This window comes from Devosia sp. P1_H9 (assembly GCF_056405135.1).
The window spans coordinates 131,041-156,403 of sequence record NZ_JBFUCQ010000005.1; the positions used below are offsets into that span (position 1 = coordinate 131,041).

Sequence of the window (25,363 nt, forward strand, 5' to 3'; positions counted from 1 at the left end):
GCCGGACCGCGTCGGTCGCCAGATACAAAAATCCCGCCGTCAGGTGCGGCGGGATCCCATCACCATCACGCTGAGGATTAGCACGGGGATGGCCAGCAGCAGCGCCGCCCCGATGATCGGCTGATGCGCCTCGATGAAGGCGTAGAGCGAGAGGACGATGAACACCAGCGCCACGATCGACCACTTCACGAAGGTGATGAAGCCGGTATAGGTCGCCTCGTGCTGGGCATAGTCCATCGCGGGCGGCAGTTCTTGGGTGGCAGCAGCGGCAGGTTTCTTGGCCATCAGGTCCTCGATGAAATCAGGCTTCGCGCGTCCCAACGACAACCGGCACATGACCAGGCCGGCGTGGGACGAGCCGTGGTTTCTCATACTTTGCCGATGCACAGCTTACAAGCGCGCCGCTGCGTCGAGCCCCCTGCATCCGATGGTTGTGCTCAAGCGAAAGCAAAAGAGGGCCGCCTTGCAGCGACCCTCTTTGAAATCATCGTGTGATCCTCAGAACGACCAGTTAAGACCAGCACTTACCTGATGGGTAACGAGGGTCACATCCGACGTGCCGCCGAGTGTGATCTCCTGAACGCCATAATCCGAGTAGCGGTACAGCAGGTCGATCGACAGATCGTCCGTAGCGGCGAACTCGACGCCCGCGCCGGCCGTCCAGCCGACAAACGTCGTCGTGACCGCGGGATCAACACCGTTGTCCAGCGTCAGGTCGGTCACCGCGAGACCGGCAGTTACATATGGCAGGAAGGCCCCACCGTTGAACCCGAGTTTGCCGCGGATAGACGCGGCCCAATCGAGAGTGCCTTCCGCGCCGCTGATGGGGCCGCCAATGTTCGTCCAGGCAATATCGCCAACGATACCGGCAACGATCGCTTCCGACACTGTGAAGTTCGCGCCGATTGCGGCACCGGCCAGCCAGCCTTCGATATCCTGGTCGAGAGCGAAGGCATTGGCAGTACCGGCCGCGTAGCCGCCGAACACACCGATATAGACGCCGTCCCAGTCATTTGCCGCGAGCGCGGCCTCGGCAATCGGCTCCTCGACAATCAAATCTGCCGCCATTGCCGAAGACACAACGGTAGCGGCCAAAAGGCCCAACGTCAGCGCACGAATCATCCCAAGCCCCCAGCAAAATACTCCGGCCACGAGATTGCCTTGAAATCGCCATGTGTCAACAAGACGTCGCGCCGCCCCCAACAGTAGTCAGTGAGTGTTGCAAGATAGCCGCGGAGTCATTCGTATGACAACGTCTTCATCAACTTGGCTGCGTTGCCTCTAACTCGTTGATCAGTCTCTCAATCATCCCCAAACCAAGCGACCAGAAGCCCGGGTCGCGGGCGTCAAGGCCGAAGGGGGCAAGGAGTTCGGAGTGGTGTTTACTGCCGCCGGCCTTCAGCAACTCGAAGTAACGCTCGGCGAAGCCTTCGCTCGACTTCTCGTACTGCGCATAGAGCGAGTTCACGAGGCAATCGCCGAAGGCGTAGGCGTAGACGTAGAACGGCGAGTGGATGAAGTGCGGGATGTAGGCCCAGAAGATGTCGTAGCCTTCGTTGAGCTTGATGGCGGGGCCAAGGCTCTCGGCACCGATGTCGAGCCAGATCTTGTTGAGATCGGCCGTGGTCAGCTCGCCCTCCTTGCGCTTGGTGTGGACCTCGCGCTCGAAGGTGTAGAACGCGATCTGCCGGACCACGGTGTTGAGCATATCTTCCACCTTGCTCGAGAGCATCGCGAAGCGCTGCGTCGGGTCGGTGGTGTTGGCGAGCATGGAGCGGAAGGTCAGCATCTCGCCGAACACCGAGGCGGTTTCCGCGAGGGTCAGCGGGGTTGGCGCCATCAGCGCGCCCTGCGGGCCGGCGAGGACCTGGTGGACGCCGTGGCCCAGCTCGTGCGCGAGGGTCATCACGTCGCGCGATTTGCCCAGGTAATTGAGCATCAGATACGGGTGCGCCGAGGGGACAGTCGGGTGAGCGAAAGCGCCGGGTGACTTGCCGTCCTTTGTCGGGGCGTCGATCCAGCCCTTGGCAAAGAACGGTTCGGCGATCTCGGCGAGCTTGGGTGAGAAGGCGCCATAGGCCTGCATCACCGTGTCCTTGGCGGTCTGCCAGTCGTAGACGCGATCGTCGCTGGTCGGCAGCGGCGCATTGCGATCCCAGGCGTTGAGCTGGTCCTTGCCGAACCACTTGGCCTTCATCGCGTAATAGCGGTGACTGAGCCGCGGATAGGCGGCGCGTACGGCGGTCTGCAGCGCATCCACCACTTCGCGCTCCACCGAGTTCTCGAGGTGACGGCTGTCGGCGATGTCCTTGAAGCCGTGCCAGCGGTCGGCGATTTCCTTGTCCTTGGCGAGGACGTTGGTGATGTGGGTGAACAGTTTCTCGTTGCCGTGCAGGGTTTTCGAGATGCCGCCAAACGCCGCTTCGCGCTTGGTCTCGTCCTTGTCGGAGAGGTAGTTGAGCGTCGATTCGAGGTTCAGCTCCTCGCCGTCGACGTTGAACTTGAGGGCTGCCATGGTTTCGTCGAACAGCCTGTTCCAGGCGCCCGCGCCGGTCACCGACTTCTCGTGGAACAGCTCTTCGATCTTGTCCTCGAGCTGGTAGGGCTTGGCCTTCCTCAGCTCGGTGAACCACGGGCGATAACGGCCGAGATCGGCATTGCCGGCGAGCGCGGCTTCGAGCACGGCTTCGTCGATGCGGTTGAGCTCGAGGCCGAAGAAGATGAGGCCGGTCGAAAGGTCGGTCAGTGCCTGGCTGAGGTCGCCGAGGAACTTCACCTTGTCGGGCTCCTGGGTGTTCCGCACGTACTGAAGGAATGCGTAGGAACCGAGCTTGCCGCTGAGATCGCTCAGCGCTTCGTAGCGCTTGATCGCGTCGATCAGCTTGCCGGATTTGGCCAGCGCCTCGAGCTTGCCCTTGTAGTCGGCCTCGAAGCTCTTGGCATCGGCCTTGGCTGCCGCCAGATCAGCCTTCAACTTGGGCGAGTCGTTGTCCGTGTAGAGATCGTCGAGGTTCCACACCGGCATGTCGCCGAGCTGGTTATGGCCCCGCTGGGCCTGGGCTTCGGGGGCACGCGTCAGTTCGATCTTCGACAATTCATCACCTCGGTCTTCAAAGCGGCCGCGACCTTAGCCACCGGGCCAGCCGATGGGAAGCGGAAGGCGGATTTGGCAGGCTTAATCGCCTCTTAACCCACCCCTCCCATGCTGCTCCAAAACGGCACAGCGCGATTCGCCGCGGGCGGCGTTTCGTGCAACGAAAAGTCCTGGAGGACCATGACGCGCGTTCTGATAGTTGATGACGACCTGGTGCAACTGCGGCTGACTTCGGAGGTCGCCAACCGGGCCGGTTTCTCTGCCGTGACAGCCACCAGCGGCAGGCAGGCGCTGGAACTGCTCCATGCCGACCCCGGCATCGGCGCCATGGTTCTCGATCTGGTGATGCCCGATCTCGATGGCATGGCGGTGATGGAAGCAATGCGCCGCGACGGGCTCTCGACCCCGGTGATCGTCCAGACCGGACACTCGTCACTTGATACCGTCGTCACCGCGATGCGCCAGGGCGCTGCCGATTTCTTCGTCAAGCCGGTAGCGCCTGAGCGGCTGATCATGTCGCTGCGCAACGCGCTGAAACTCGGCGAACTCGAGACCTTGGTGCGCACCGATCGCAGCCGGCTCAGCGGCACGATGGGCATTGCCGACATCGTCACCCGCGCCCCGAGCATGGACCGGGTGCTGTCGCTTTGTGCCAAGGCGGCCAAATCGACCATCCCCGTGCTGATCGAAGGCGAGACCGGCGTCGGCAAGGAGCTGGTGGCACGGGTGATCCAGGGCTCGGGCGACCGGGCAGGAAAACCGTTCGTCACGGTCAACTGCGGCGCCATCCCCGCCAATCTCGTCGAGTCGATCCTGTTCGGGCATCGGAAGGGCGCGTTCACCGGCGCCACCACCGACCATGCCGGCAAGTTCATGGAAGCCAACGGCGGCACCATCTTCCTCGATGAGGTCGGCGAATTGCCGATGGAAACGCAGGTGAAGCTCCTGCGCGTGATCCAGGAGGGCGAGATTGAACCGCTGGGCGCCGACAAGCCGGTGCGCGTCAATGTGCGGCTGATCTCGGCGACCAATCGCCGGCTGCTGAACCTCACCAAAGCCGGCGCGTTCCGCGAGGATCTCTACTACCGGCTCAACGTCTTCCCGCTTTACGTGCCGCCGTTGCGCGACCGCATGGAAGACCTGCCCGTGCTGGTCGAGCACTTTGTCGCCCGGCTTGCTGCAGAGGCGGGCAAGCGCATCGTTGGCATCTCCGAGCCTGCGATGGAACTGCTGCGCGGCTACAACTGGCCGGGCAACATCCGGCAGTTGGAGAATGCAGTCTATCGCGCCGTGGTGCTGAGCGATGGCGCCTATCTCGAGAGTGCCGACTTCCCGCAGATTGCGGCGCTCGGCGCCGGTCGCGCGGAGGCGCTGAAGCTCACTTCCAGCGTTCCGAGCCCTTCAGCCCCGGTTCACATCGACGAGGCTATCGCTCCAATACGCGAGGTTGTGAGCACGAGTGCGGTCGCCGACCGCTTCGTTGCGCAGAGTGGCGAGGTCGCTGCCCTCGCCGATGTCGAGCGCGAACTGATCGTGTTCGCGCTGCGCCACTACGGCTACCGCATGTCGCGGGTGGCGCGGGCGCTGGGCATCGGCAGGTCGACACTTTACCGCAAGCTGCGTGAGTACGGTTTGGACGAGGGCCTGGAGAGCGACGCCGCCTAGGAGATCGGGGCGTTAGTTGCACCAAGTCCACAGACCGAACTCACAAAATCGCGAGGAATTGTCAGCGTTAAGATTTGTGGGCTAAGCAAAATGCATATCTGGGGCAAAAGTGCCGAATCCTCCCCCTCGCACCGCCCCTTGCCAGCCCACCAGCCGGGCACGGAGTACTTAATGACTATGCTGAAGGCCTTGTTGTTGGCGGGCACGGTGGCGCTCGCATCGCCATTTGCGATCTTCACGCAAGCCTGGGCCCAGGAAACCGTGACGGTCGCCGGCATCGAAACCACCCGCATCGTCATCGCGCCGCCCAAGACCGAGCTGGCGCGGATCATCAAGGCTGGGCTCTCCCAGGCTTACGCGGCTGCCGAAAAGGGCACCCGCTCGTACCAGCAGACCCAGAAGCTCTACTTCTTTTATGGCGCTCGCCATTTCGAGCCGCTCTGGCTGACCAAGGCCGCCGACGGCTCGATCGCGTTTTCGCCCAATGCCGAAAAGATCATCGACGTCTTCAAGGCTTCCGAACTCGAAGGCTTCCGCCCCTCGGACTACCTGACGGCCGACCTCGACGTCTCAGCAGCTGGCACCGATCCGGCGAAGCTCGCCGCGCTTGAGACCGCCTTCTCCACCGCGGCGATCCGCTATGCTCAGGACGCCTTTGGCGGCCGAATCGCGCCGACCGCGGTGAACGACACCTGGACCATCACCCCCAAGCGCATCAACGAAGCCGAGATGCTGGTGAAGCTGGCCGACAGCCCGGAGCCGGACAAGGTCCTGCTGGCCCTGTCGCCCACCCAGCCGGAATTCCTTGGCCTCAAGGCCGCGCTGGCGAAATTCTACGACGGCGCCGTGATGGACGCCGCGATCACCATTCCCGAGGGCAAGCTCCTGAAGCCGGGGATGCAGGACGAACGCGTCACGCTGCTGCGCCAGCGCCTCGACGTGCCGGAGCCCGATATCCCGGAGACCGCCGGCGCCACTGCCGCCGTCGACCTCAACTACGACGAGCCGCTGGTTGACGCGGTGAAGGCCTACCAGGAGAGCCTCGGGCTCAACGGTGACGGCGTCATCGGGCCCGCGACCATCGCGGCGCTGAATGGCGGTTCGGCCACCACCAAGGAAGACATCGTCGCCAACATGGAGCGTTGGCGCTGGGAGCCGAACGACTACGGCGACTTCCAGGTAACGGTGAACATCCCCGAGTTCCGCCTCTGGATCATGAACAAGGACGACGTCCACTACACGACGCGCGTCGTCGTTGGTCGTCCGCAGAACCAGACGCCGGTGTTCAACGACGAGATCGAGCACATCGTCGTCAACCCGTACTGGAACGTGCCGGCCTCGATCGCCACCAACGAGATCAAGCCGCATCTCCTCGCCAACCCGGGCTATCTCGCCAGCCAGAACATGGAGATGCTGTCGGGCGGCAAGGTGATCAATGCGGCCGCCGTTGACTGGACGCAGACCAACATCAACAATTTCCACATCCGGCAGCGGCCGGGCGGCGGCAATGCGCTCGGCCGGGTGAAGTTCCTGTTCCCCAACGAGCACGATGTCTACCTGCACGACACCCCGTCCAAATCGCTGTTCTCGCGCTCGTTCCGCGCCTACAGCCATGGCTGCGTGCGCGTCGAGAACCCGATGGACTTCGCCGACGCGTTGCTGGCGCTCGAGCCGGAGCTCAATGCCGCAAAGCTCGAGGCGATGTTCGGCGATACCGAGCGCTGGGTGAACCTCGAGACCCACATTCCGGTGCACATCTCGTACTTCACGCTGCGCGTCGACGCCGACGGCACCATCCGCTCCTACGGCGATGTGTATGGGCTGAACCAGCGGTTGAAAGACCTGCTCGCGGAATAGCGTTGAGGGCAGTTCGAGACTAGAAGTAAGGGCCGGCTGCCGCGAGGCGCCGGCCCTTTCGCATGGTGTCGCATGAGGCCAGTTGGCCAAGCGTTTACGACTGCTTAGGAATTCGGCCTTGGTTCAGCCGGATTTTCTGCCTAGAAAGCGGCACGGTGGGCGCCTTGCTTTGCTTACCCGCCGTTAGCGTTAATGTATTCTCATCGAACTGGCGCTAGGCTTTCTCGTCTACTGGGTTGCAACGGGTCGTTCGGGGCGTGTTGGGGAAACTGTTGGTATCTTGGCAGGCTTTGCCGCGGCTGTTCTTCGCCGCGACGATGGCGTTGACCGTCCTGCTGCCGCCGAGCGTCGTGCCGGTGAACGCTGCTTTTGGCAGCGGTGGCAGCGCCGGCGACCGCACGCTCTACTTGCACCACACCCACACCGGCGAGACCGCCCGCTTCACCTTCAAGCGCAACGGCCAGTACGACCAGGCCGTGCTGCGGCAGATGAATGTGTTCCTCGCCGACTGGCGGACCAAAGAACCAACGAAGATGGATCCCGCCCTCTTCGACCTGCTCTGGGAAGTGTACCAGGAAGTCGGCGCCAGCCAGCCCTACAACATCGTTTCATCTTACCGTTCGCCCAAGACCAACAAGATGCTGCGCGCCAAGTCGTCCGGCGTCGCCGAGAATTCGCAGCACATGCGCGGCAAGGCGATGGACGTCTTCATTCCGGGTGTAAACCTGTCGAAGCTCCGCGCCACCGCGATGAAGCATCAGGTCGGCGGCGTCGGGTTCTACCCCACCTCCGGCAGCCCATTCGTCCACATGGACACCGGCAATGTGCGCGCCTGGCCGCGCATGACCCGGGCGCAGCTGAAGAAGGTCTTCCCCGACGGCAAGACCCTGCATCTGCCGACTGATGGCAAGCCGCTTTCCAGCGAAGGCCGCGCCTATGCGCAGGCGCAGTGGACCAAGTGCCACACCGTGCCCTGCGACGGGGACGTGATCTTCGAGAGCGCTCCGGCCACCATGCTCGCCGAAAATGCCGGTGAAGCCGCGCCAATCCCTGCCATCCGTCCGCGCACGCTCGGCGGCGCCACTGTGATGCTCGCCTCGGCCGAAGAGCCGGCGCAGCGAGTGGTCCCGACGTTCGAAGTCACCGCCCCGGTCCCGGTGTTCCGCACCAAGACCGGCAGCCAGCTGGCCGAAGCAGCCCTGCCGCCCGCCATCGACATATCGGCCTTCGAGGCCGTCGGCGCTCCGGTACCGCTGACCAAATCCGCCCGCATCCAGCTCGCCACGCGTTCGCCGCTCGGTGGCGAGACCGGCCAGACCGCGGTCGCAGCCCTTGCCGCCATCGACCAGCCGCTGCCCAAGCCGCGTCAGCTGATGAGCCCCAAGGACGAGGACATGGTCACGGCCTATGTGCCGACCAGCACCAACCCGGCCGCCGAGAAGGCGCTGCAGATGATCATCGAGCGTGAGAACGCCGTGGTCGCCAGCCTGCCGACCAAGGAACAGCTGCTCAACCCCGACGGCATCCAGACCGCATCGCTGGGCGGCGGCGATGGCTTGCCGGCGCTGAAGGGCATGTTCGACATGACCTTCAACGCGCTGACCGGCAGCGAAGCCTCGCAGCCGATGCAGGCCGCCCTCGCCGACCTTGCCTTGAGCCGCCAGCCCAACCAGAGCATTGCGCTGCGCGACATGGAGCTGGTCGCCCCCGAAATCGACCACGTCAACGACACGCTGGTGCAGCCGGTGCTGATGACCACGGCGTTCTGGGCCGAGATGACCGAGGCCGAGGGTTACCTCGAAAAGGGCACTGAACTCGGCCCGCTGACCGGCCGTGTCGCCTTCCTTCCCGACAACGCCGCAATTCCCGCTTACGACCGCTTCGTGACGGACGGTCTGCAGCTCGTCGCGGAACGCTAAAAAGCCGCGCCTTCCGGGCGTTGCAATGCCGAACCCGAGCCTCTAAGTCTCTCTTGAGAGACCGGCGCGCACCGGCGAAGGATCGGGATTTTTGGACAAGCCCCAAACACCGCTGCTTGATCAGGTATCGACCCCCGCCGACCTGAAATCGCTGTCGCGCGACGAACTTCGCCAGGTTGCCGATGAGCTGCGCGCCGAGGTGATCGACGCGGTATCCGTGACCGGCGGGCATCTTGGCGCCGGCCTCGGTGTGGTCGAGCTCACCGTTGCGCTGCACGCCACCTTCGATACTCCCAACGACCGCCTGATCTGGGACGTCGGCCACCAGGCCTATCCGCACAAGGTGCTGACCGGCCGCCGCGACCGCATCCGCACGCTGCGCCAGAAGGATGGGCTGTCGGGCTTCACCCGCCGCGCCGAGAGCGAATACGACCCGTTCGGCGCCGGGCACTCTTCGACCTCGATCTCGGCCGGCCTCGGCATGGCAGTAGCCTCGGGGCTGAAGGGCGAAAAGCGCAACGTCATCGCGGTGATCGGCGATGGCGCGATGTCCGCAGGCATGGCCTATGAGGCGATGAACAATGCCGGTGCGATGGACGCGCGGCTGATCGTCATCCTTAACGACAACGACATGTCGATCGCGCCGCCCACCGGTGCGATGCGCTCGTACCTGGCGAAGCTCGTTTCCGGCCCGTTCTATCGCGGCTTCCGCGACACGGCGAAGTCGATCACCGAAAAGATGCCCAAGCTGATCCACGAGACGGCGAAAAAGACCGAGGAGTTCGCCCGCTCGTTCTTCACCGGCGGCACGCTGTTCGAAGAGCTGGGCTTCTTCTATGTCGGCCCGATCGACGGCCACAACCTGAACGACCTGCTCGACGTGCTGCAGAACGTGCGCGATGCCGAGTCCGGCCCGATCCTCGTTCACGTGGTGACCAAGAAGGGCAAGGGCTATGGCCCGGCGGAGAGCTCCGCCGACAAGTACCACGGCGTCAACAAGTTCAACGTCATCACCGGCGCCCAGACCAAGCCGCAGTCGAACGCACCGAGCTACACCTCGGTGTTTGCGCAGAGCCTGATCGAGGAAGCCAGGGCCGACGACCGCGTCGTCGCGGTGACCGCCGCGATGCCCAACGGCACCGGGCTCGACAAGTTCGCCGAGCTGTTCCCAACGCGCGTCTTCGACGTCGGCATCGCCGAGCAGCACGCCGTGACCTTCGCCGCCGGCATGGCGACCGAGGGCATGAAGCCGTTCGTTGCCATCTACTCGACGTTCCTGCAGCGCGCCTATGACCAGGTGGTGCACGATGTTGCGGTGCAGGGCCTGCCGGTGCGCTTCGCCATCGACCGGGCCGGCTATGTCGGCGCCGACGGCCCGACCCACGCCGGCAACTATGACGCCGCCTATCTCGGTGCCATCCCCGGCATGGTGGTGATGGCGGCCGGCGACGAGGCCGAACTCCGCCACATGGTGGCAACCGCCGCCGCCTATGACGAGGGCCCGATCGCTTTCCGCTATCCGCGTGGCGATGGGCTCGGCGTTGAACTGCCGCCGCGCGGCACGGTGCTCGAAATCGGCAAGGGCCGGATCCTCCGTGAGGGCAAGTCGGTGGCGCTGGTCAATTTCGGCACGCGTCTCGGCGAAGTCATCACCGCCGGCGAAAAGCTGATGGCCTATGGCCTCAACCCGACGATCGCCGACATGCGGTTCCTGAAGCCGCTCGACGAGACGCTGCTCGCCCGGCTGGCCAAGGAGCATGAGGTGCTGATCACCATCGAGGAAGGCGGCATCGGCGGCTTCGGCAGCCACGTGGCGACCTTCCTCGCCAGCAACGGCATGCTCGATGGCAAGCTGAAGTTCCGGCCGCTGATGATCCCCGACGTGTTCACCGAGCAGGCGGGCGTGAACGACATGTATGCCGTGGCGGGTCTGGACCGAGCCGGGATTGTCGCGACTGCGCTGACGACGCTGGGAATCGACGCGGCCGCGGCGCCGCGGACGACTAAGGCTTAGGCTTAGGGGCCTCCTATCCCACCGGCCGTCATCCCGGCGAAAGCCGGGACCCAGTGCACCAGCCCATCACGACGCTGGCCGTCTCCGACCTATCGACGATGGACCGGCACGTCCCGCGTCCGGACCTGCCGTTCGAGCAGTGGGTCCCCGGCTTTCGCCGGGATGACGGCCGGTGTTGGATGTGACGCTCGGGGGTTAAGCCGTGTTCAGTGCGACCTTCCACCCAAGAATCAGCTAACCACACTCCATGCAGGTCGGCATTGACATGGGTGTGGCGCAGGGTGGCGCCGAGGCAAGGCTCGATCTCGAGGAACTGCTCGCGACGCGCCTGCTCGTCCAGGGCAATTCCGGCTCCGGCAAATCGCACCTGCTCCGGCGCCTGCTCGAGCAGAGCGCGCCGTGGGTGCAGCAGTGCATCGTCGATCCCGAGGGCGATTTCGTCACCCTGGCTGACAAGTACGGCCACCTCGTCGTCGACGCCTCGCGCAGCGAGGCTGAGCTCACCGGTATCGCCGCCCGCGTCCGCCAGCACCGCGTCTCGGTGGTGCTGAGCCTCGAGGGGCTCGATGTCGAGCAGCAGATGCGCTGCGCCGCGGCCTTCCTCGGCGGGCTGTTCGATGCCGATCGCGACTACTGGTATCCGATGCTGGTGGTGGTGGACGAAGCCCAGCTGTTCGCCCCGGCGATCGCCGGCGAAGTCTCGGACGAAGCGCGAAAACTGTCGCTCGGGGCGATGACCAACCTGATGTGCCGCGGCCGCAAGCGCGGGCTGGCCGGTGTGATCGCCACGCAGCGATTGGCCAAGCTGGCGAAGAACGTCGCCGCCGAAGCCTCGAATTTCCTAATGGGCCGCACCTTCCTCGATATCGACATGGCCCGCGCCGCGGACCTGCTCGGCATGGAGCGCCGGCAGGCCGAAATGTTCCGCGACCTGGCGCGCGGCCACTTCGTCGCCCTCGGTCCCGCCCTGTCGCGCCGGCCGCTGCCGATGGTGATCGGCGAGGTCGAGACCTCGGCCCGCTCCACCAGCCCCAAGCTGATGCCGCTGCCCGATGCGCCGGTGGATGCCAAGGAACTGATCTTCACCCGCGCGCCGGAACCAGCACCGCGAGTCCGCCGCCCTGCCCCGCCTCCGCCGCCCTCGACCACTGAGTTGCTGGAGCAGCTGGTGCGCACGCAGACGCCGCAGCTCCGCGTCGAGGAAGCGCTGATCGACGCGTCCGAGCGCGAGGCGGCACTCGACGGCGTGATCCGCGAGCTGCTCGAGGATCGCGACGCCTCGTTCCGCTCTGTGGCGGTGCTCTATCAGGACTTCCTGGTCCGTTGCCGCATCCGCCGCGTACCGGGCGACGTGCTGGCTCTGCCGGCCTTCCGCCGCAAGCTCGCGGTGGTCCGGGCGGGCGTCGATGCCGATACCGCCGGCTCCGAGACCTGGCAGCACGCGCTGTCGCTCTCGACGCAACTGGCCGACGACGTCCAGGGCGTGTTCCTGGTGCTGGCCCGGGCCGCTCTCGAAGGCGCCCCCTGCCCTTCCGACGCGGCGCTGGCCCGTGCCTATGGCACCCATTCGACCGGACGGGCTCGCCGCCTCCTCGCCTATTTCGAGGAACGAGGGCTGCTGGTGGTGCGCATGGACCTGCGCAACCAGCGCATCGTCGCCTTCCCCGATCTGGGCACCGAAACCGGGCCGGGCAGCCCTGATGCGCCCGATCATGACGAGCGCTCGGCGGCGGAATAAGGCTTAGCCGCGCAGCAGCGGCAGGTCGGCGGGAATATTCCGCTCGCACACCAGCTTGCCATCCGAAACCGTGAGGCGAGCGTGGTGGATTGCGGTGCGCCGCGCAGCGACGTCTGGCGGCCCTTCCGCCTGGCTGCGCTCGTCCCATTCGGGATGGGTGAAGTAGTAGAGCGCCGCATGGTCGCCGACGACCTCGACATCGGCGTGTCGGACATAGCGCCGGTCCACCGGGTCCACGCCGGGCTCGCCGCCGATCAGGCCCTGCCGCTCCCAGTTGCGGGTATCAGTCGAGCGATAGACCGCCTGCCCGTGCCATTCATCGACGATGAGCCAGTACCAGCCGCCGAGTTCGAAGACGTTCGGCCCTTCGTGCGGCGGGCCGTCCGGGTTGGCGGGCAGCACCTGACCCTCGACGGTCCAGTCGAACAGGTCGGGGCTGGTGGCGGCCCAGGTGCCGGAGCCCTTGGCCTCGTCCTTGTACCAGAGCCGCCACAGCCCGTCGGGACAGTGGAACACGCAGGCATCGATAACCCTGCTGCTTGATAGGGTCAGCGGGCCGACCCGTGTCCAATTCTCGAGATCGGGGCTGGTGAAATGGACGATCGTCCGGTCGAAGCCCGGCCAATCATGCGGCACGCCCGTAAGGTAGCTGAGGAACATATGATATTGCCCCTCCGCAAAGATCACCTCGGGCGCCCAGTGCGTATTGCGCTGCCCCAGGTCCGCGGGCGCATCGAGCCCGGCGACGGTTCCGCGGTAAACCCAACTGGCACCATCGTCGGTCGAGACCGCGACGCCGATGGGCGAACCGTGAATCCAGGTGAATTTGGGCCCGTCCGAAGCGGGCTGGCGATTGGTGTAGAACATCCACCATTCGCCGGTGCCCGCCTTGCGAACGACCGTCGGGTCGGCGGCACCATCGGCGATCGGATCGCGATAGATCGGCGCGCTCATTGGTGCCTCCCGCCCCGGTTGGTCTTGTTACTCGTCGTCGCTGGGCGCAGCGGCCATGCCGAGTGCGGTCAGATAGAGTTCCAGCAGCGCTTCCTGCTCCATGCGCTCGGCGTGGTCCTGCTTGCGGATCGAGATGATCTTGCGCAGCACCTTGGTGTCGAAGCCGTTGCCCTTGGCCTCCGCGTAAACTTCCTTGATGTCGCCGGCGATTGCGGCCTTTTCTTCCTCGAGTCGCTCGATGCGCTCGATGAAGGCTTTGATCTGGTCCTGTGCGACGCTATCGGGGGAGACGGTGGCCATAGTCGAATTCCTCTGCTTTTCGGCCCCCGTTCAACCCGTTCGGCGACGCTGGTTCAAGCTCATTCGACATCAATCCACACCGCGTGCCCAAGCAGTTTCGTAATTCCGCCAAAAGCCTCGTTTACCGGTTGACAGCGGGCGGAGCGCTGCGCACAACACCTCGCGCGCTGCAAACGATTTCAGGCATCGAATCCGGACGGTCCATTGCGCTACATCCTGGCCATCGCTGGTGTGCTCGCCGCCGCGTTCATCGCTATCACCATCTGGGTTTTCCTGCCGCGCGCTGACGCGCCGCTGAGCCCTGCCGCCGCCCAAGCCCAATCGCAGGCTCCGGCCGACCCGAACGCCGCCACCGAAGCCGGTGAAGGCAGCTTCCGCGTCTGCAACGAAACCGCCAACAAGGTCTCCATCGCCTTCGGCTATCGCGCCGAGAAGGGCTGGCAGTCCGAAGGCTGGTGGGTGGCTGAGCCCGACAATTGCGTCACCGTCTACCGCGGCGACCTTGAGGCGCGGCGCTACTACTACCTCTATGCCGCCGACGATATCAGCGGCGGGGCCTGGGACGGCAGCGTCTTCATGTGCACCCGCGACGAGACCTTCACCATCTTCGGGGTTGAGGATTGCCTGGCGCGCGGCTACGAACGCACCGGCTTCTTCGAGGTCGACACCAATAACCGCAGCGACTGGACGTTGCAGCTCACCGACGGCGAGGTGATCAGCAACGATACGGACGCCACCGAAGAGACTGTACCGCTGGAAGGCGACCTCCCCACCGACGGCGCGGCTCCTCCCGCCGACGATACTCCTACTGATGAAGGTGCACCCCTCGAATGAGACGCATGAGACGCGTGAAGATCGTCGCCACCCTGGGCCCTGCGTCCAACGATGAAGCCACGATCGAGAAGCTGGCGCGCGCCGGTGCGGACGTGTTCCGCATCAACATGAGCCACGCCAGCCACGAGCTGCTGAAGCAGACCGTCGGCTTCATCCGCAATGTCGAGGCCCGGCTGCACCATCCGATCGGCATCCTCGTCGACCTGCAGGGCCCCAAGCTCCGCGTCGGCCGCTTCGCCGATGGTGCCGTGCAGCTGGTTGCCGGCGCCAAGTTTACGCTCGATAGCTCCGAGACGCCCGGCACGGTCGAGCGCGTGTTCCTGCCGCATCCGGAAATCCTCGAGTCCGTCTCGGTGGGCGATCGCCTGCTGCTCGATGACGGCAAGCTGCAGCTGAGGGCCACCAAGGTCGGCGGCGGGCAGGTCGAGACCGAAGTGATCTACGGCGGCAAGCTGAGCGACAAGAAGGGCGTGAGCCTGCCCGACACGCTGCTGCCGATGGGCGCGCTGACCGAGAAGGACCACGCCGACCTGTTGAAGGGGCTCGAGGCGGAGGCCGACTGGATCGCGGTCAGCTTCGTGCAGCGGCCCGAGGATATCATCGATATCCGGAAGATCGTCCAGGGCCGCGCCGGCGTCATGGCCAAGATCGAAAAGCCGCAGGCCGTCGAGCGGCTCGAAGAGATCATCAAGCTGTGCGACGCCTTCATGGTGGCGCGCGGCGATCTCGGCGTGGAACTGCCGCTCGAGCAGGTCCCGGGCCTCCAGAAGCGCATGATCCGCATCGCCCGCCGCTATGGTAAGCCCGTGGTGGTTGCGACCCAGATGCTGGAATCGATGATCACCTCGCCTGTGCCGACCCGCGCCGAAGTCTCGGACGTGTCGATCGCCGTGTTCGAGGGTGCCGATGCGGTGATGCTGTCGGCCGAAAGCGCCTCGGGTATGTATCCGGTCGAAGCCGTGGCCATGATGAACAAGGTCGCTGTCGCCGTCGAAGGCGACAGCAACTACCGCGGCATCATCCGCGCCCAGGCTGCCGAGCCTGAGGCAACGGCAGCCGACGCGATCTCCGCGGCGACCCGCCAGGTGGCCGAGACGCTCGATCTGGCGGCCATCGTCACCTACACTTCGTCCGGCTCAACCGCGATCCGAGCGGCGCGCGAGCGGCCATCAAAGCCGATCCTCGCGCTGTCGCCGAATCTCAGAACCGTCCGCCGGCTTTCAGTCGTGTGGGGCATCCACTGCGTGGAATCGCCCGATGCGGTGAACCTCGAGGACATGGTCGATCGCGCCTGCGTCATCGCCTACAACGAGGGCCTCGCCCGCCCCGGCGACCGCATCGCGATCACCGCCGGCATTCCGCTGGGCACGCCCGGCGCGACCAACATGCTGCGCATCGCCTTCGTCCGCCAGGACGGCGCCGGATCCTCTTGATCCGGTCCGCTTAGGCTGTCACTTCTCGATCCCTCCCCCACAAAGGGAGGGATTTTCGTTTTCATTGATGGATTGCCCCGATGTCCAACGCCCTCGACGCCGCCCTCGCCCATGCCGATGCCCATCTCGATGACAGCGTCGAGCGGCTGAAGACGCTGGTGGCGATCAAGTCGATCTCTACCGATCCGGCCTACGCCGGCGAGGTGCGCAAGGCGGCGGACTGGCTGGCGGCGGACCTCAAGGCGCTCGGCTTCGACGCTTCGGTGCGGCCGACGCCGGGACACCCGATGGTGGTGGCGCATGACCAATCGGCCAGCGGCCCGCATGTGCTGTTTTACGCCCACTATGACGTACAGCCGGTCGATCCGCTGAACCTGTGGCACACCGACCCGTTCGTCGCGACGCTGGTGAAGGGCGATGATGGCGAGACGCGAATCGTCGGCCGCGGCACTTCGGACGACAAGGGGCAGCTCCTGACCTTCGTCGAGGCTTGCCGCGCCTGGAAGGCTGTGAATGGCGCACTGCCGGTGAAGGTGACGCTGTTCTTCGAGGGCGAGGAAGAGTCGGGTGGCAAGAGCCTGCCGGGCTTCCTCGAAGCCAACAAGGCCGAGCTCGGCGCGGCGGATATCGCGCTGGTCTGCGACACCGACCTGTGGAACGCCGAGACGCCGGCCATCGTCACCAGCCTGCGCGGGTTGGTGGGCGAAGAGGTGGAGATCACCTGCGCCAGCCATGACCTGCATTCGGGCATGTACGGCAACGCGGCGCGCAACCCGATCCAGGTGCTGGCCGAGATCATTGCTTCGCTGCGCAACCCCGATGGCAGCGTCGCGGTTGAAGGCTTCTACGACGATGTCGCGGAACTGCCGGCCGGGATCGCGGCACAGTGGAAGCGCCTGCCCTACGACGAGGCGGCATTCATGCAGGGTGCCGGGCTGACGACGCCGGCCGGCGAGAAGGGCCGCTCGGTGCTGGAGCAGACCCGTTCGCGCCCAACTTGCGAAATCAACGGCATCACCGGCGGCTATACAGGGGACGGCTTCAAGACGGTGATCCCGGCCAAGGCCAGCGCCAAGATCTCGTTCCGGCTCGTCTCGGGCATGGACCCAAAGAAGATCCGTGCGGCGTTCAGGAAGCACGTGCAGGATCGCCTGCCGCCGGACGCGACGGTGAGCTTTCATGAGCACGGCGGGGCGCCGGCGGTCTCGGTGCCGACCGATGGACCGTTCGTCGGCAAGGCGGCGGCAGCGCTGAAGGACGAATGGGGCAGCGAGGCGGCGCTGATCGGCTCGGGTGGTTCGATCCCGGTCGCGGGCGAGTTCAAGAAGACGCTCGGGCTCGACACGCTGTTGATCGGCTTCGCGCGCGACGACGACCGCATCCACTCGCCCAACGAGAAGTACAACCTCTCAAGCTTCCACAAGGGCATCCGCTCGTGGCTGCGCATTATCGCGGGATTTGCTGGCTAAGGGCCTGATCGGCAAGGCCCGGGGCCTTCTTCGATGTCGGCTAACCACTGGCCGTCATCCCGACGAAAGTCGGGACCCAGTGCTCTGACCCATCCACCCTCGCGGCCCCATCCGACCTTGCTGTGATGGACCGGATAGGGTCGGGCCGAGTCAACCACCTGAGCAATGGGTCCCGGCGTTCGCCGGGATGACGGCCGGTGGAGGGGAAGGCCTATGGAATGGTCACCAACAGCAAAGGGCCCGCTTTCGCGGGCCCCTCAAATACGCAGTCGTGAGCAGCAGCTCAGCCCTGGCGGGCCTTGTAGCGCTTGTCCACCTTGTTGATGATGTACACGCGGCCGCGGCGGCGAACGAGCTTGTTGGCACGATGGCGACCCATCAGAGCCTTGAGCGAATTGGTGACTTTCATGCCGAACCTCGGAACCAAAATAAAAACAGGCGCCGCGCGCCCTTCGAATTGGGGCTGTGATTAAGGGCAAAAGCCCCCTCTGTCAACGCCCTTGCGCCGGTTTTCCGGGGCCTGCGCGATTAACCGGCCGGCAACGGCCAGGTGCGACACTGCCCGGATGCAGAAGCCCAGCTTTTCCAAGCTCGACGTGCTCGTTGTCGATCCCTCCCCGCATATGGGAGCGTTGATCGGCCAGATGTTGCGTCATCTCAAGGTGCGGCGCGTCGACGAAGTGCAGAGCTCCGACGGCGCGGCCATGGCGCTGCAAACCCACCGCTTCGGCGCCATCATGCTGAACGACATATTGCAGCCGATGAACGGCATTGCGCTGGTGAAAGCGCTGCGTGCCGCGTCCGCCGGCCTCAACCGCGACACGCCGGTCCTCATGATGTCCTCCAACCCGGATGCGACCGAGATCGCGATGGCGCGCGATGCCGGCGTCACCGAGTTCCTGCGCAAGCCCTTCGCCGCGCAGCAGATCGAGGCCCGGCTGGCCTCCGTCCTTGCAGCACCGCGCGAGTTCATCGAGGCCAGGACCTTTGCCGGTCCTGACCGCAGGCGGAAGCGTGCCGGCTTCAAGGGCGACGAGCGCCGGACTAAGCGCCCGGCTTGAGGTCGAGCTCCGGCCAGCGGATGCAGGCGACGAGCCGGCCGCCTGGCAGCGTCTCCAGCGGCGGCCTTACCTTGGCGCAACCCTCGATCGCATAGCGGCACCGCGTCCGGAACGTGCACCCCGATGGCTGATTGATCGGCGAGGGGATCTCGCCCACCAGCCCTTCGATGGTCCGTTGTCGCGCCCGTTTCGGATCGGGAATCGGTACTGCCGTCAGCAGCGCCCGCGTGTAGGGGTGCTTGGGATCGTCATAGAGGTCGTCCCCATCGGCGAGTTCGACCACCCGGCCAAGATAGAGCACGAGGATGCGGTCGGAGACGTGCCGCACGACGCTCAGGTTGTGCGAGATGAAGATCAGCGTCAGCCCGAACTCGTCCTTGAGGTCGCTGAGGAGGTTCAGAATCTGCGCCTGGATCGACACGTCGAGCGCCGACACCGGCTCGTCGCAGACGATCAGCTTGGGCTCGCTGATCAGCGCCCGGGCAATGCCGATGCGCTGCGCCTGCCCGCCCGAAAACTCGTGCGGATAGCGGTTGATCATTTCAGGCAGGAGGCCGACGGCCTCCATGGTCCGCAACACGCGCTCGCGCCTGCCCTTGGCGTCGATCTCGGGCATCAGGGTGCGCAGCGGATCGGCGATGATCTCACCCACGGTCATGCGCGGATTGAGCGAGGCCAGCGGATCCTGGAAGATGATCTGCAGATCGCGGCGTTTCTTCCGCATCTCTTCGGCCGGCAGCTTGCTGATGTCCTGCCCGAGCCAGAGGACGCGGCCCTCGTCGGGGGTCAGCAGCTGCAGGATGCAGCGGCCCAGGGTCGACTTACCGCAGCCGCTCTCACCCACGATGCCGAGGGTTTCGCCGCGTTTGACGGTGAAGTTGATGTCCTGCAGGGCGCGCAGCTGGAAGGGCTTCGCGAACAGCCCGGCCGAGATGGAGAAGCTCTTCGAGAGGTTCTCTACCTTCAGGAGGTCTTCGGTGCGATCGAGCATCACGCGACCTCCTCGTATTTGAGTTCGCCCTGATACCAGCAGGCCTTTTCGCGCACGTCCTCGACTGGCAGCAATGGCGGCCGTTCCTCGAAGCAGCGCTCGAAGCGGAAGGCGCAACGCGGATGGAACGCACAGCCGCGCGGCAGGTGCTCGAGGCTGGGCGGCAAGCCCTGTATTGGGTCGAGCCGCTTGGCCCGCTTGGCGACATGCGGCGTCGAGTGCAAGAGGCCCAGCGTGTAGGGGTGGCGCGGATCGTAGAACAGGGTGTCGGTCGGGCCCTTTTCGACGCAGCGCCCGCCATACATCACCATCATCCGATCGGCGACGCCGGCGACGACACCCAGATCGTGGGTGATCAGCACCAGCGCGGTGCCGAAATCGTTGGTGAGGTTCTTGAACAGGTCGAGCATCTGCGCCTGGACGGTGACGTCGAGCGCGGTGGTCGGCTCGTCGGCGATCAGCACCTTGGGCTTGCAGAGCAGCGCCATGGCGATCATCACGCGCTGCCGCATGCCGCCCGACAGTTCGTGCGGGTAGGCGTTGGCGCGCTTGACCGGTTCAGGAATGCCGACCCGCTCCAGCATCTCGATGACGGCGCGATAGGCCTTCTCTTTGTCGTAGCCCTGGTGGCGCACCAGCACTTCGGCGAGCTGCGTCTTGACCCGCAAAGTCGGGTTCAGCGAGGTCATCGGATCCTGGAAGATCATCGCGATGTCTTTGCCGCGATACCTGTCCAAGCGGTCCACCGGCATGCCGATCAGGTTGACGTCACCCAGCATGGCGCGGCCGGAGGCTTTGCCGTTCTTGGCGAGCAGGCCCATGATCGAGAGGAAGGCCTGGCTTTTGCCCGACCCGCTTTCGCCCACGATGGCGAGCGTCTCGCCCTCGGAGAGGGTGAAATCGAGATCGGAAACTGCCTTCACTTCGGAATCGTGGAGGGCGAACGTTACGTCGAGATCGTCGACGACAAGCACATCGGCCATGTCTATCGGTCCTTGGGGTCGAGCGCGTCACGCAGGCCGTCGCCCAGATAGGACAGGCAGAGCAGCATGCTGACGAGGATGGCGGCCGGGGTGAAAAGCATCCATGGCAGCGCCTCGGCCACGGGGGCGCCGAACGAGATCAGCGTGCCGAGCGAGGTCTGCGGTTCCTGGACGCCCAGCCCGAGATAAGAGAGGAAACTCTCGGTGATGATGATCTCGGGGATGGTGAGCGTGGCGTAGATCACCACCGGGCCGGTGAGGTTGGGCACGATGTGGCGGAAGATGATGGTGAAGGGCCCTGCCCCGCCGGCCTTCGCCGCTTCGATGAACTCGCGCTGCTTGATCGACAGCGTCTGCCCGCGAACGATGCGCGCCATAGTGAGCCATTCGAGGCAGCCAATGCCGACGAACAGCAGCACGGGGGAGCGCCCGAAGATCACCACCAGGATGATGACGAACAGGATGTAGGGCAGCGCGTACATGATGTCGACGAAGCGCATCATGACGGCGTCGATCTTGCCGCCGAAATAGCCCGCGATGGCGCCGTAGAGGATGCCGATCACCACCGACACGACGGTAGCGACGCCCGCCACCAGCAGCGACATCTGCGTGCCCTGGAGGGTACGTGCTAGCATGTCGCGGCCGTTCTGGTCGGTGCCGAAATAGTGGCCCTTGGCCCAGTCGGGCGGCTTGCGGATGCCGGCCCAATCGATCTTGTCGTAAGCCCAGGGCAGGAAATACGGCCCGACCAGCGCGAACAGCACGATGGCCGTGAGCACGAAGATCGAGACCAGCGCCGCCTTGTTGTTGAACAGCCGGCGCAACGCGTCCTGCGTCAGCGACCGGCCCTTGGGGGCCTCGGCGGCCAGCGCATCGGCGTAAGCGGTGAGGGCCGCATCCTTGCCAGTAATCCCGGCCATCAGCGGTACCTCACCTTGGGATCAAGCCAGGCGTAGAGAACGTCGACGATGAGGTTCAGCGCCAGGATGATGAAAACGTAGAGAATGGTGGTGCCCAGCACGAGCCCGTAGTCGCGGTTGAGCGCGGCGGTGATGAAGTACTTGCCGATACCGGGCAGCGCGAACACCTGCTCCACCACCAGCGAGCCGGTGAGGAGGTAGGAGAGCCCTGGCCCGAGATAGGAGACCACCGGCAGCAGTGCAGGCTTCAGCGCATGACGCGCGAGGATCAGGCGGGTGCCGAGCCCCTTCGAGCGGGCGGTGCGGACGTAGTTGGTGCCGAGCACCTCGATCATCGAGCCGCGCACCAGCCGGGCGACGCGTCCGCCATGCGGCAGCGCCAAAATGAAGATCGGCAGCACGAGGTGGATGAGCGAGCCCGGTTGATAGCCGCCCACCGGCAGCCAGCGGAGGTACACCCCGAAGAACAGCTGCACGAGGTTGGCCATCAGGAAATTGGGGATGATGATGCCGACCAGGACGATCGCGACCAGCAGGTAGTCCGGCCACTTGTTCTGGTTCACCGCCGCAACCGCGCCGGCGACCATGCCGCCAATGGTGCCGACGACGAAGGCGGAAAAGCCGAGCATCAGGGTAAAGGGCAGCCCGATGCCGATGAGCCGGGATACCGAGAAATCCTCCATCACCATGGAGGGACCGAAATCGCCGCGGAACACCCCACCCAGGTAGATGAGGTACTGCGTGATCAGCGGCTGATCGAGATTGTAGTGGGCCCTGAGGTTCTTCATCACGTCGGGCGGCAGCGCGCGCTCGCCGTCGAACGGCCCGCCGGGCGCCAGCCTGAGGATGAAAAAGCAGACGGTGATCGTGATCAGGACGATCGGGATAGCCGTCAGCACGCGCCTGAGCGCATATCCGAACATGTTGTGTGTGACCTTTCCCGCCAGCCCGCGGGGAGCGCCGTAAGCCGGCGGCAAAAATACAATCTGGGACCGCGGGTTTTGCCCGCGGTCCCCGTTGAGCCGGTTACTCCGACTTAGTCATCCAGCGGACACGGTTGATGTCCTTGGCATTGTCTTCGAAGCCCGTGATCTTGGGCGAGACGACGTTCTTGGACACGTACCAGTAGATCGGGATTGCCGCGAACTCGTCCATCGCCAGGGCTTCAGCCTGGTGCAGCAGGTCCGAACGCTTCACCAGATCCAGTTCCTTCGAGGCCTGGGTCAGCAGGTCGTCGAACTTCGGATTGGAGTAGCGGCCGTAGTTGTTGCCCCAGTTCATCACGCCATCTTGCGTGGTGCCGGTCTTGAGCAGGTCGAGCGTGTTGCTGGCATCGGAATAGTCGAGCAGCCAGCCGGCGCGGCCGACATTGAAGTCACCGGCGCGCAGTGCGTCGTAGTGCACGGCGGTCTCGGCATTGAACAGCTCGATCTGGACGCCGATCTGCTTCCACATGTCGGAGATGGCCACGGCGATGCGCTGGTGGTTCTCGTTGGTGTTGTAGCGCAGCTGCAGCTTCAGCGGGTTTTCCGGAGTGTAGCCGGCTTCCGCCATCAGCTTCTTGGCTTCTTCGACGCGTTGGTCATAGGGCCACTCTGCCCAATCGGGCGAGTACGGCACGCCTTCGTAGTTGGCAGTACCATTCGGGACCCAGCCATAGGCCGGCAGTTCGCCGGTGCCGAGCACGTCCGGCCCGATCACGTCGCGCAGCACGGCGAGCGAGAGCGCCTTGCGGATGTTGACGTTATCCAGCGGGGGCTTCGACTGGTTCAGCACGTAGTAGTAGATCCCGAGGAACGGCGCGACGTGTGCCTGGCCGGGGTAGTTGTCCTGCAGGAACTTGTACTGGTCGGCCGGGAAGTCGGTGAGGATATCGAGTTCGCCAGCGCGGTAGCGGTTGAGCGCCGCGGTCAGGTCCTCGGTGTTGTCCCAGCGGACTTCATCGATCTTCAGGCTGTCCTTGCCGTAATAGGTGTCGGACTTGACGCCGCGCAGGTACGAACCCGGGACCCACTCGACGAGCTTGTAGGGGCCGTTGCCGACGATGTTGGCCGGCTGCGTCCACTGGTCGCCGAACTTCTCGATGATGTCCTTGCGGATCGGATAGGCGGTGTAGTGCGTCAGCGCCTGGAGGAAGAACGGGGTCGAGGCTTCGAGAGTGATCTCGAGCGTCTTGTCGTCGATGGCCTTGACGCCGAGCTGGCTGAAATCGGTGATTTCGCCGGCGGCGAGCTTGGACGAATTCTTGATCGGGAATTGCAGATAAGCATATTCGGCGGCGGTCTTGGGGTCGAACAGACGCTGGAAGGCGTCGACCCAATTCTGCGCCGTAACCGGCACGCCGTCGGTCCAATTGGCGTCGGCACGGATCTTGAAGGTGTAAACGAGGCCATCATCGGAGATCGTCCAGGACTCGGCCTGGCCGGCAATCGCGTCGGCATGCGTATCTTCGGCCATCAGGCCTTCGTACAGCTCGCCAATGATCCGGTTTTCCCAATCGCCGGATGCCTTATGCGGGTCGAGCGAGCCGGGCTCGCTGCCATTACCCAGGTTGAGCGTCACGGCCTGCGCCGCGCTCCCCATAAACAGCGCTAACGCGCCGGCGGCCGCGACCGCTTTCAGGACCCCAATTATTTTCATTCTTGTCCCATCTCCTTGAACAGACGTTTCCTGACGGGCTTGGCGATTAGTATGCCATGCCTCATTTTGGCCGGACTGGTCGAAACCGCCCGATTGGGTACGGACCCTAGGGCATCAGGTTTTCGCTGACAAGCGGGACATTGACGTAAGCGTCAAGTGTGAGGAGGCTGTGGGAAACGCCTGCGTCACGGGGCCTTTGGCGCCGCTTACGCCGCCCTCTCCACCAGCGCGGTTACACCCATGCCGCCGGCGGTGCAGACCGAGATCAGGGCGCGCTGCTTTTCCGTCGTATTGAGCAGCTTGGCGGTGAGGCCGAGGATGCGGGCGCCGGTGGCCGCGAAGGGGTGACCGTAGGCGAGGCTGGAGCCCTTGGTGTTGATCTTGTCGGGGTCGATCTCGCCGAGCGGGGTCTCGCGACCGAGGACGTTGCGGTTGTAGTCCGGGTCGCGCCAGGCCTTGAGGGTGGCGAGAACCTGCGCGGCGAAGGCCTCGTGGATCTCGAACAGATCGATGTCGTCAAAGGTCAGGTTGGAGCGGCGGAGCATCTCACTGGCGGCAATAGTCGGGGCCATCAGCAGGCCCTCGCCATGCGCGAAATCGTTGGCGGCGACCTGGCCGAGGGTCAGGTGGGCGAGGATGGGAAGGCCGCGGGCCTTGGCCCACTCCTCGCTGGCCAGCAACACCGACGCGGCGCCGTCGGTGAGCGGGGTGGAGTTGGCGGCCGTCAGCGTGCCCTTGCCCGACTGCTTGTCGAAAGCCGGTTTCATCGTCGCCATCTTCTCGAGGCTGGTATCGGCGCGGACGTTGTTGTCCTTGAGGACGCCGGCGAAGGGGACGATCAGATCGTCGTGGAAGCCTTCGTCATAGGCGCGGGCGGCGTTCTGGTGGCTCTTCAGCGCCAGCGCGTCCTGGTCCTCACGCGAAATCCCCCACTGCCGCGCCATCAGCTCGCAGTGCTGACCCATGGAGAGGCCGGTGCGAGGCTCCTGCGTCGAGGGCGCGATCGGGGTCAGTTCGCCGAGATTGAAGCCCTTGAACACCTTGAACTTCTCGCCGGCGGTGCGGGCGCGGCTGAGTTCGATCATGCGGTGCTGGAACTTGTCACCGAACACCACCGGACTGTCCGAAACGGTGTCGGAGCCGGCGGCGATGGCGCTGTCGATCTCGCCGGTGGCGATCTTGGCGCCGAGGCTGAGCGCTGCCTGCAGCGACGTGCCACAGGCGATCTGCACGTTAGTGCCGGGCGTGCGCGGCGAGAGGCCCGCATCGAGGCTGGCTTCGCGGGCGAGGTTGAAATCGCGGCTGTGGCTGAGCACGGCGCCGGCCATCACCTCGCCGATCACCTCGCCCTTGAGGTTGTACTTGTCGACGAGGCCGCCGAGCGCGGCGCCGAGCATCGAGAGGTTCCCCTCCTCCGCGTAGCCGGTATAGGCGCGCGCGAAGGGGATGCGGGCCGAGCCCACGATGGCGACTTTACGCAGTTCGGCCATC

General features: G+C 64.9%; 21 protein-coding genes. 9 read left to right on the forward strand and 12 right to left on the reverse strand.

Annotated elements, in window-relative coordinates:
* Positions 1-39 precede the first annotated feature (39 nt).
* From AC1DYL_RS11385 to AC1DYL_RS11395, 3 genes are all read right to left on the reverse strand, one after another.
* Positions 40-285, reverse strand: coding sequence for an aa3-type cytochrome c oxidase subunit IV (locus AC1DYL_RS11385; protein WP_477173212.1), 246 nt, complete (start codon positions 283-285; stop codon positions 40-42).
* Positions 286-498: 213 nt separating this feature from the next.
* Positions 499-1,122 carry an outer membrane protein gene (locus tag AC1DYL_RS11390; RefSeq protein ID WP_477173213.1) on the reverse strand — a complete coding sequence of 208 codons (624 nt, stop codon included), beginning with the start codon at positions 1,120-1,122 and terminating at the stop codon, positions 499-501.
* A 139-nt stretch (positions 1,123-1,261) separates the two neighbouring features.
* Positions 1,262-3,025 carry a M3 family oligoendopeptidase gene (locus AC1DYL_RS11395; protein WP_477173363.1) on the reverse strand — a complete coding sequence of 588 codons (1,764 nt, stop codon included), beginning with the start codon at positions 3,023-3,025 and terminating at the stop codon, positions 1,262-1,264.
* Between the two features lie 249 nt (positions 3,026-3,274).
* Between AC1DYL_RS11395 and AC1DYL_RS11400 the strand changes: the two genes are divergently transcribed.
* The 5 genes from AC1DYL_RS11400 (at position 3,275) to AC1DYL_RS11420 (ending at position 12,287) form a co-directional block, all read left to right on the forward strand.
* Positions 3,275-4,759 carry a sigma-54-dependent transcriptional regulator gene (locus AC1DYL_RS11400; protein WP_477173214.1) on the forward strand — a complete coding sequence of 495 codons (1,485 nt, stop codon included), beginning with the start codon at positions 3,275-3,277 and terminating at the stop codon, positions 4,757-4,759.
* A gap of 171 nt (positions 4,760-4,930) precedes the next feature.
* Positions 4,931-6,616 carry a L,D-transpeptidase family protein gene (locus AC1DYL_RS11405; protein WP_477173215.1) on the forward strand — a complete coding sequence of 562 codons (1,686 nt, stop codon included), beginning with the start codon at positions 4,931-4,933 and terminating at the stop codon, positions 6,614-6,616.
* 272 nt (positions 6,617-6,888) lie between these two features.
* Positions 6,889-8,535 carry a peptidoglycan L,D-endopeptidase MepK gene (locus AC1DYL_RS11410; protein WP_477173216.1) on the forward strand — a complete coding sequence of 549 codons (1,647 nt, stop codon included), beginning with the start codon at positions 6,889-6,891 and terminating at the stop codon, positions 8,533-8,535.
* A gap of 91 nt (positions 8,536-8,626) precedes the next feature.
* Positions 8,627-10,549, forward strand: a complete 1,923-nt coding sequence (gene dxs, locus AC1DYL_RS11415; protein WP_477173217.1) for a 1-deoxy-D-xylulose-5-phosphate synthase — start codon at positions 8,627-8,629, stop codon at positions 10,547-10,549.
* 247 nt (positions 10,550-10,796) lie between these two features.
* Positions 10,797-12,287, forward strand: a complete 1,491-nt coding sequence (locus tag AC1DYL_RS11420; RefSeq protein WP_477173218.1) for a helicase HerA domain-containing protein — start codon at positions 10,797-10,799, stop codon at positions 12,285-12,287.
* A 3-nt stretch (positions 12,288-12,290) separates the two neighbouring features.
* Here AC1DYL_RS11420 and AC1DYL_RS11425 read toward each other — a convergent pair whose 3' ends face one another.
* A complete protein-coding gene (locus AC1DYL_RS11425) occupies positions 12,291-13,241 on the reverse strand; it encodes a family 43 glycosylhydrolase (protein ID WP_477173219.1) in 951 nt (316 codons plus the stop codon).
* A 27-nt stretch (positions 13,242-13,268) separates the two neighbouring features.
* On the reverse strand, positions 13,269-13,541 hold the full coding sequence (locus tag AC1DYL_RS11430) for a DUF2312 domain-containing protein (RefSeq protein WP_299639417.1): 273 nt from the start codon (positions 13,539-13,541) through the stop codon (positions 13,269-13,271).
* 204 nt (positions 13,542-13,745) lie between these two features.
* Here AC1DYL_RS11430 and AC1DYL_RS11435 point away from each other — a divergent pair, with 204 nt between their 5' ends.
* The 3 genes from AC1DYL_RS11435 (at position 13,746) to AC1DYL_RS11445 (ending at position 17,277) form a co-directional block, all read left to right on the forward strand.
* Complete coding sequence (locus tag AC1DYL_RS11435; protein ID WP_477149887.1) at positions 13,746-14,375, forward strand: DUF1036 domain-containing protein; 630 nt, start codon at positions 13,746-13,748, stop codon at positions 14,373-14,375.
* On the forward strand, positions 14,372-15,808 hold the full coding sequence (gene pyk, locus AC1DYL_RS11440) for a pyruvate kinase (protein ID WP_477149888.1): 1,437 nt from the start codon (positions 14,372-14,374) through the stop codon (positions 15,806-15,808). The genes AC1DYL_RS11435 and pyk overlap by 4 nt, the downstream gene beginning before the upstream one ends.
* 80 nt (positions 15,809-15,888) lie before the next feature.
* Positions 15,889-17,277 (forward strand): M20/M25/M40 family metallo-hydrolase, encoded by a 1,389-nt coding sequence (locus AC1DYL_RS11445; protein WP_477173220.1) that lies wholly within the window; start codon positions 15,889-15,891, stop codon positions 17,275-17,277.
* 283 nt (positions 17,278-17,560) lie between these two features.
* Here AC1DYL_RS11445 and ykgO read toward each other — a convergent pair whose 3' ends face one another.
* The gene (gene ykgO, locus AC1DYL_RS11450; protein WP_055046235.1) at positions 17,561-17,686 is read right to left on the reverse strand and encodes a type B 50S ribosomal protein L36; all 126 of its coding nucleotides are present in this window, start codon (positions 17,684-17,686) and stop codon (positions 17,561-17,563) included.
* 157 nt (positions 17,687-17,843) lie between these two features.
* Here ykgO and AC1DYL_RS11455 point away from each other — a divergent pair, with 157 nt between their 5' ends.
* Positions 17,844-18,338 carry a response regulator gene (locus AC1DYL_RS11455; RefSeq protein WP_477157115.1) on the forward strand — a complete coding sequence of 165 codons (495 nt, stop codon included), beginning with the start codon at positions 17,844-17,846 and terminating at the stop codon, positions 18,336-18,338.
* Here AC1DYL_RS11455 and AC1DYL_RS11460 read toward each other — a convergent pair.
* The 6 genes from AC1DYL_RS11460 to AC1DYL_RS11485 all read right to left on the reverse strand — a co-directional run bounded on the left by AC1DYL_RS11460 (position 18,322) and on the right by AC1DYL_RS11485 (position 25,362).
* Positions 18,322-19,329 (reverse strand): ABC transporter ATP-binding protein, encoded by a 1,008-nt coding sequence (locus tag AC1DYL_RS11460; RefSeq protein WP_477149891.1) that lies wholly within the window; start codon positions 19,327-19,329, stop codon positions 18,322-18,324. The two genes, AC1DYL_RS11455 and AC1DYL_RS11460, sit on opposite strands and share 17 nt — an antisense overlap.
* Complete coding sequence (locus AC1DYL_RS11465; RefSeq protein WP_477173221.1) at positions 19,329-20,312, reverse strand: ABC transporter ATP-binding protein; 984 nt, start codon at positions 20,310-20,312, stop codon at positions 19,329-19,331. Before AC1DYL_RS11465 ends, AC1DYL_RS11460 begins: the two co-directional genes overlap by 1 nt.
* Before the next feature lie 2 nt (positions 20,313-20,314).
* Complete coding sequence (locus tag AC1DYL_RS11470; protein ID WP_477149893.1) at positions 20,315-21,232, reverse strand: ABC transporter permease; 918 nt, start codon at positions 21,230-21,232, stop codon at positions 20,315-20,317.
* Positions 21,232-22,155 carry an ABC transporter permease subunit gene (locus tag AC1DYL_RS11475; protein WP_477149894.1) on the reverse strand — a complete coding sequence of 308 codons (924 nt, stop codon included), beginning with the start codon at positions 22,153-22,155 and terminating at the stop codon, positions 21,232-21,234. Before AC1DYL_RS11475 ends, AC1DYL_RS11470 begins: the two co-directional genes overlap by 1 nt.
* A 103-nt stretch (positions 22,156-22,258) precedes the next feature.
* Complete coding sequence (locus AC1DYL_RS11480; RefSeq protein ID WP_477173222.1) at positions 22,259-23,872, reverse strand: peptide ABC transporter substrate-binding protein; 1,614 nt, start codon at positions 23,870-23,872, stop codon at positions 22,259-22,261.
* Positions 23,873-24,078: 206 nt separating this feature from the next.
* Positions 24,079-25,362 (reverse strand): acetyl-CoA C-acetyltransferase, encoded by a 1,284-nt coding sequence (locus tag AC1DYL_RS11485; RefSeq protein WP_477173223.1) that lies wholly within the window; start codon positions 25,360-25,362, stop codon positions 24,079-24,081.
* Between the last annotated feature and the right edge of the window lies 1 nt (position 25,363).

Coding starts and splice junctions, on each gene's coding strand:
- AC1DYL_RS11385 (WP_477173212.1), bottom strand. CDS start 285: ATGGCCAAGAAACCTGCCGCTGCTGCCACCCAAGAACTGCCGCCCGCG.
- AC1DYL_RS11390 (WP_477173213.1), bottom strand. CDS start 1,122: ATGATTCGTGCGCTGACGTTGGGCCTTTTGGCCGCTACCGTTGTGTCT.
- AC1DYL_RS11395 (WP_477173363.1), bottom strand. CDS start 3,025: ATGCCGGTGTGGAACCTCGACGATCTCTACACGGACAACGACTCGCCC.
- AC1DYL_RS11400 (WP_477173214.1), top strand. CDS start 3,275: ATGACGCGCGTTCTGATAGTTGATGACGACCTGGTGCAACTGCGGCTG.
- AC1DYL_RS11405 (WP_477173215.1), top strand. CDS start 4,931: ATGACTATGCTGAAGGCCTTGTTGTTGGCGGGCACGGTGGCGCTCGCA.
- AC1DYL_RS11420 (WP_477173218.1), top strand. CDS start 10,797: ATGCAGGTCGGCATTGACATGGGTGTGGCGCAGGGTGGCGCCGAGGCA.
- AC1DYL_RS11425 (WP_477173219.1), bottom strand. CDS start 13,241: ATGAGCGCGCCGATCTATCGCGATCCGATCGCCGATGGTGCCGCCGAC.
- AC1DYL_RS11430 (WP_299639417.1), bottom strand. CDS start 13,541: ATGGCCACCGTCTCCCCCGATAGCGTCGCACAGGACCAGATCAAAGCC.
- pyk (WP_477149888.1), top strand. CDS start 14,372: ATGAGACGCATGAGACGCGTGAAGATCGTCGCCACCCTGGGCCCTGCG.
- AC1DYL_RS11445 (WP_477173220.1), top strand. CDS start 15,889: ATGTCCAACGCCCTCGACGCCGCCCTCGCCCATGCCGATGCCCATCTC.
- ykgO (WP_055046235.1), bottom strand. CDS start 17,686: ATGAAAGTCACCAATTCGCTCAAGGCTCTGATGGGTCGCCATCGTGCC.
- AC1DYL_RS11455 (WP_477157115.1), top strand. CDS start 17,844: ATGCAGAAGCCCAGCTTTTCCAAGCTCGACGTGCTCGTTGTCGATCCC.
- AC1DYL_RS11460 (WP_477149891.1), bottom strand. CDS start 19,329: ATGCTCGATCGCACCGAAGACCTCCTGAAGGTAGAGAACCTCTCGAAG.
- AC1DYL_RS11465 (WP_477173221.1), bottom strand. CDS start 20,312: ATGGCCGATGTGCTTGTCGTCGACGATCTCGACGTAACGTTCGCCCTC.
- AC1DYL_RS11470 (WP_477149893.1), bottom strand. CDS start 21,232: ATGGCCGGGATTACTGGCAAGGATGCGGCCCTCACCGCTTACGCCGAT.
- AC1DYL_RS11475 (WP_477149894.1), bottom strand. CDS start 22,155: ATGTTCGGATATGCGCTCAGGCGCGTGCTGACGGCTATCCCGATCGTC.
- AC1DYL_RS11480 (WP_477173222.1), bottom strand. CDS start 23,872: ATGAAAATAATTGGGGTCCTGAAAGCGGTCGCGGCCGCCGGCGCGTTA.
- AC1DYL_RS11485 (WP_477173223.1), bottom strand. CDS start 25,362: ATGGCCGAACTGCGTAAAGTCGCCATCGTGGGCTCGGCCCGCATCCCC.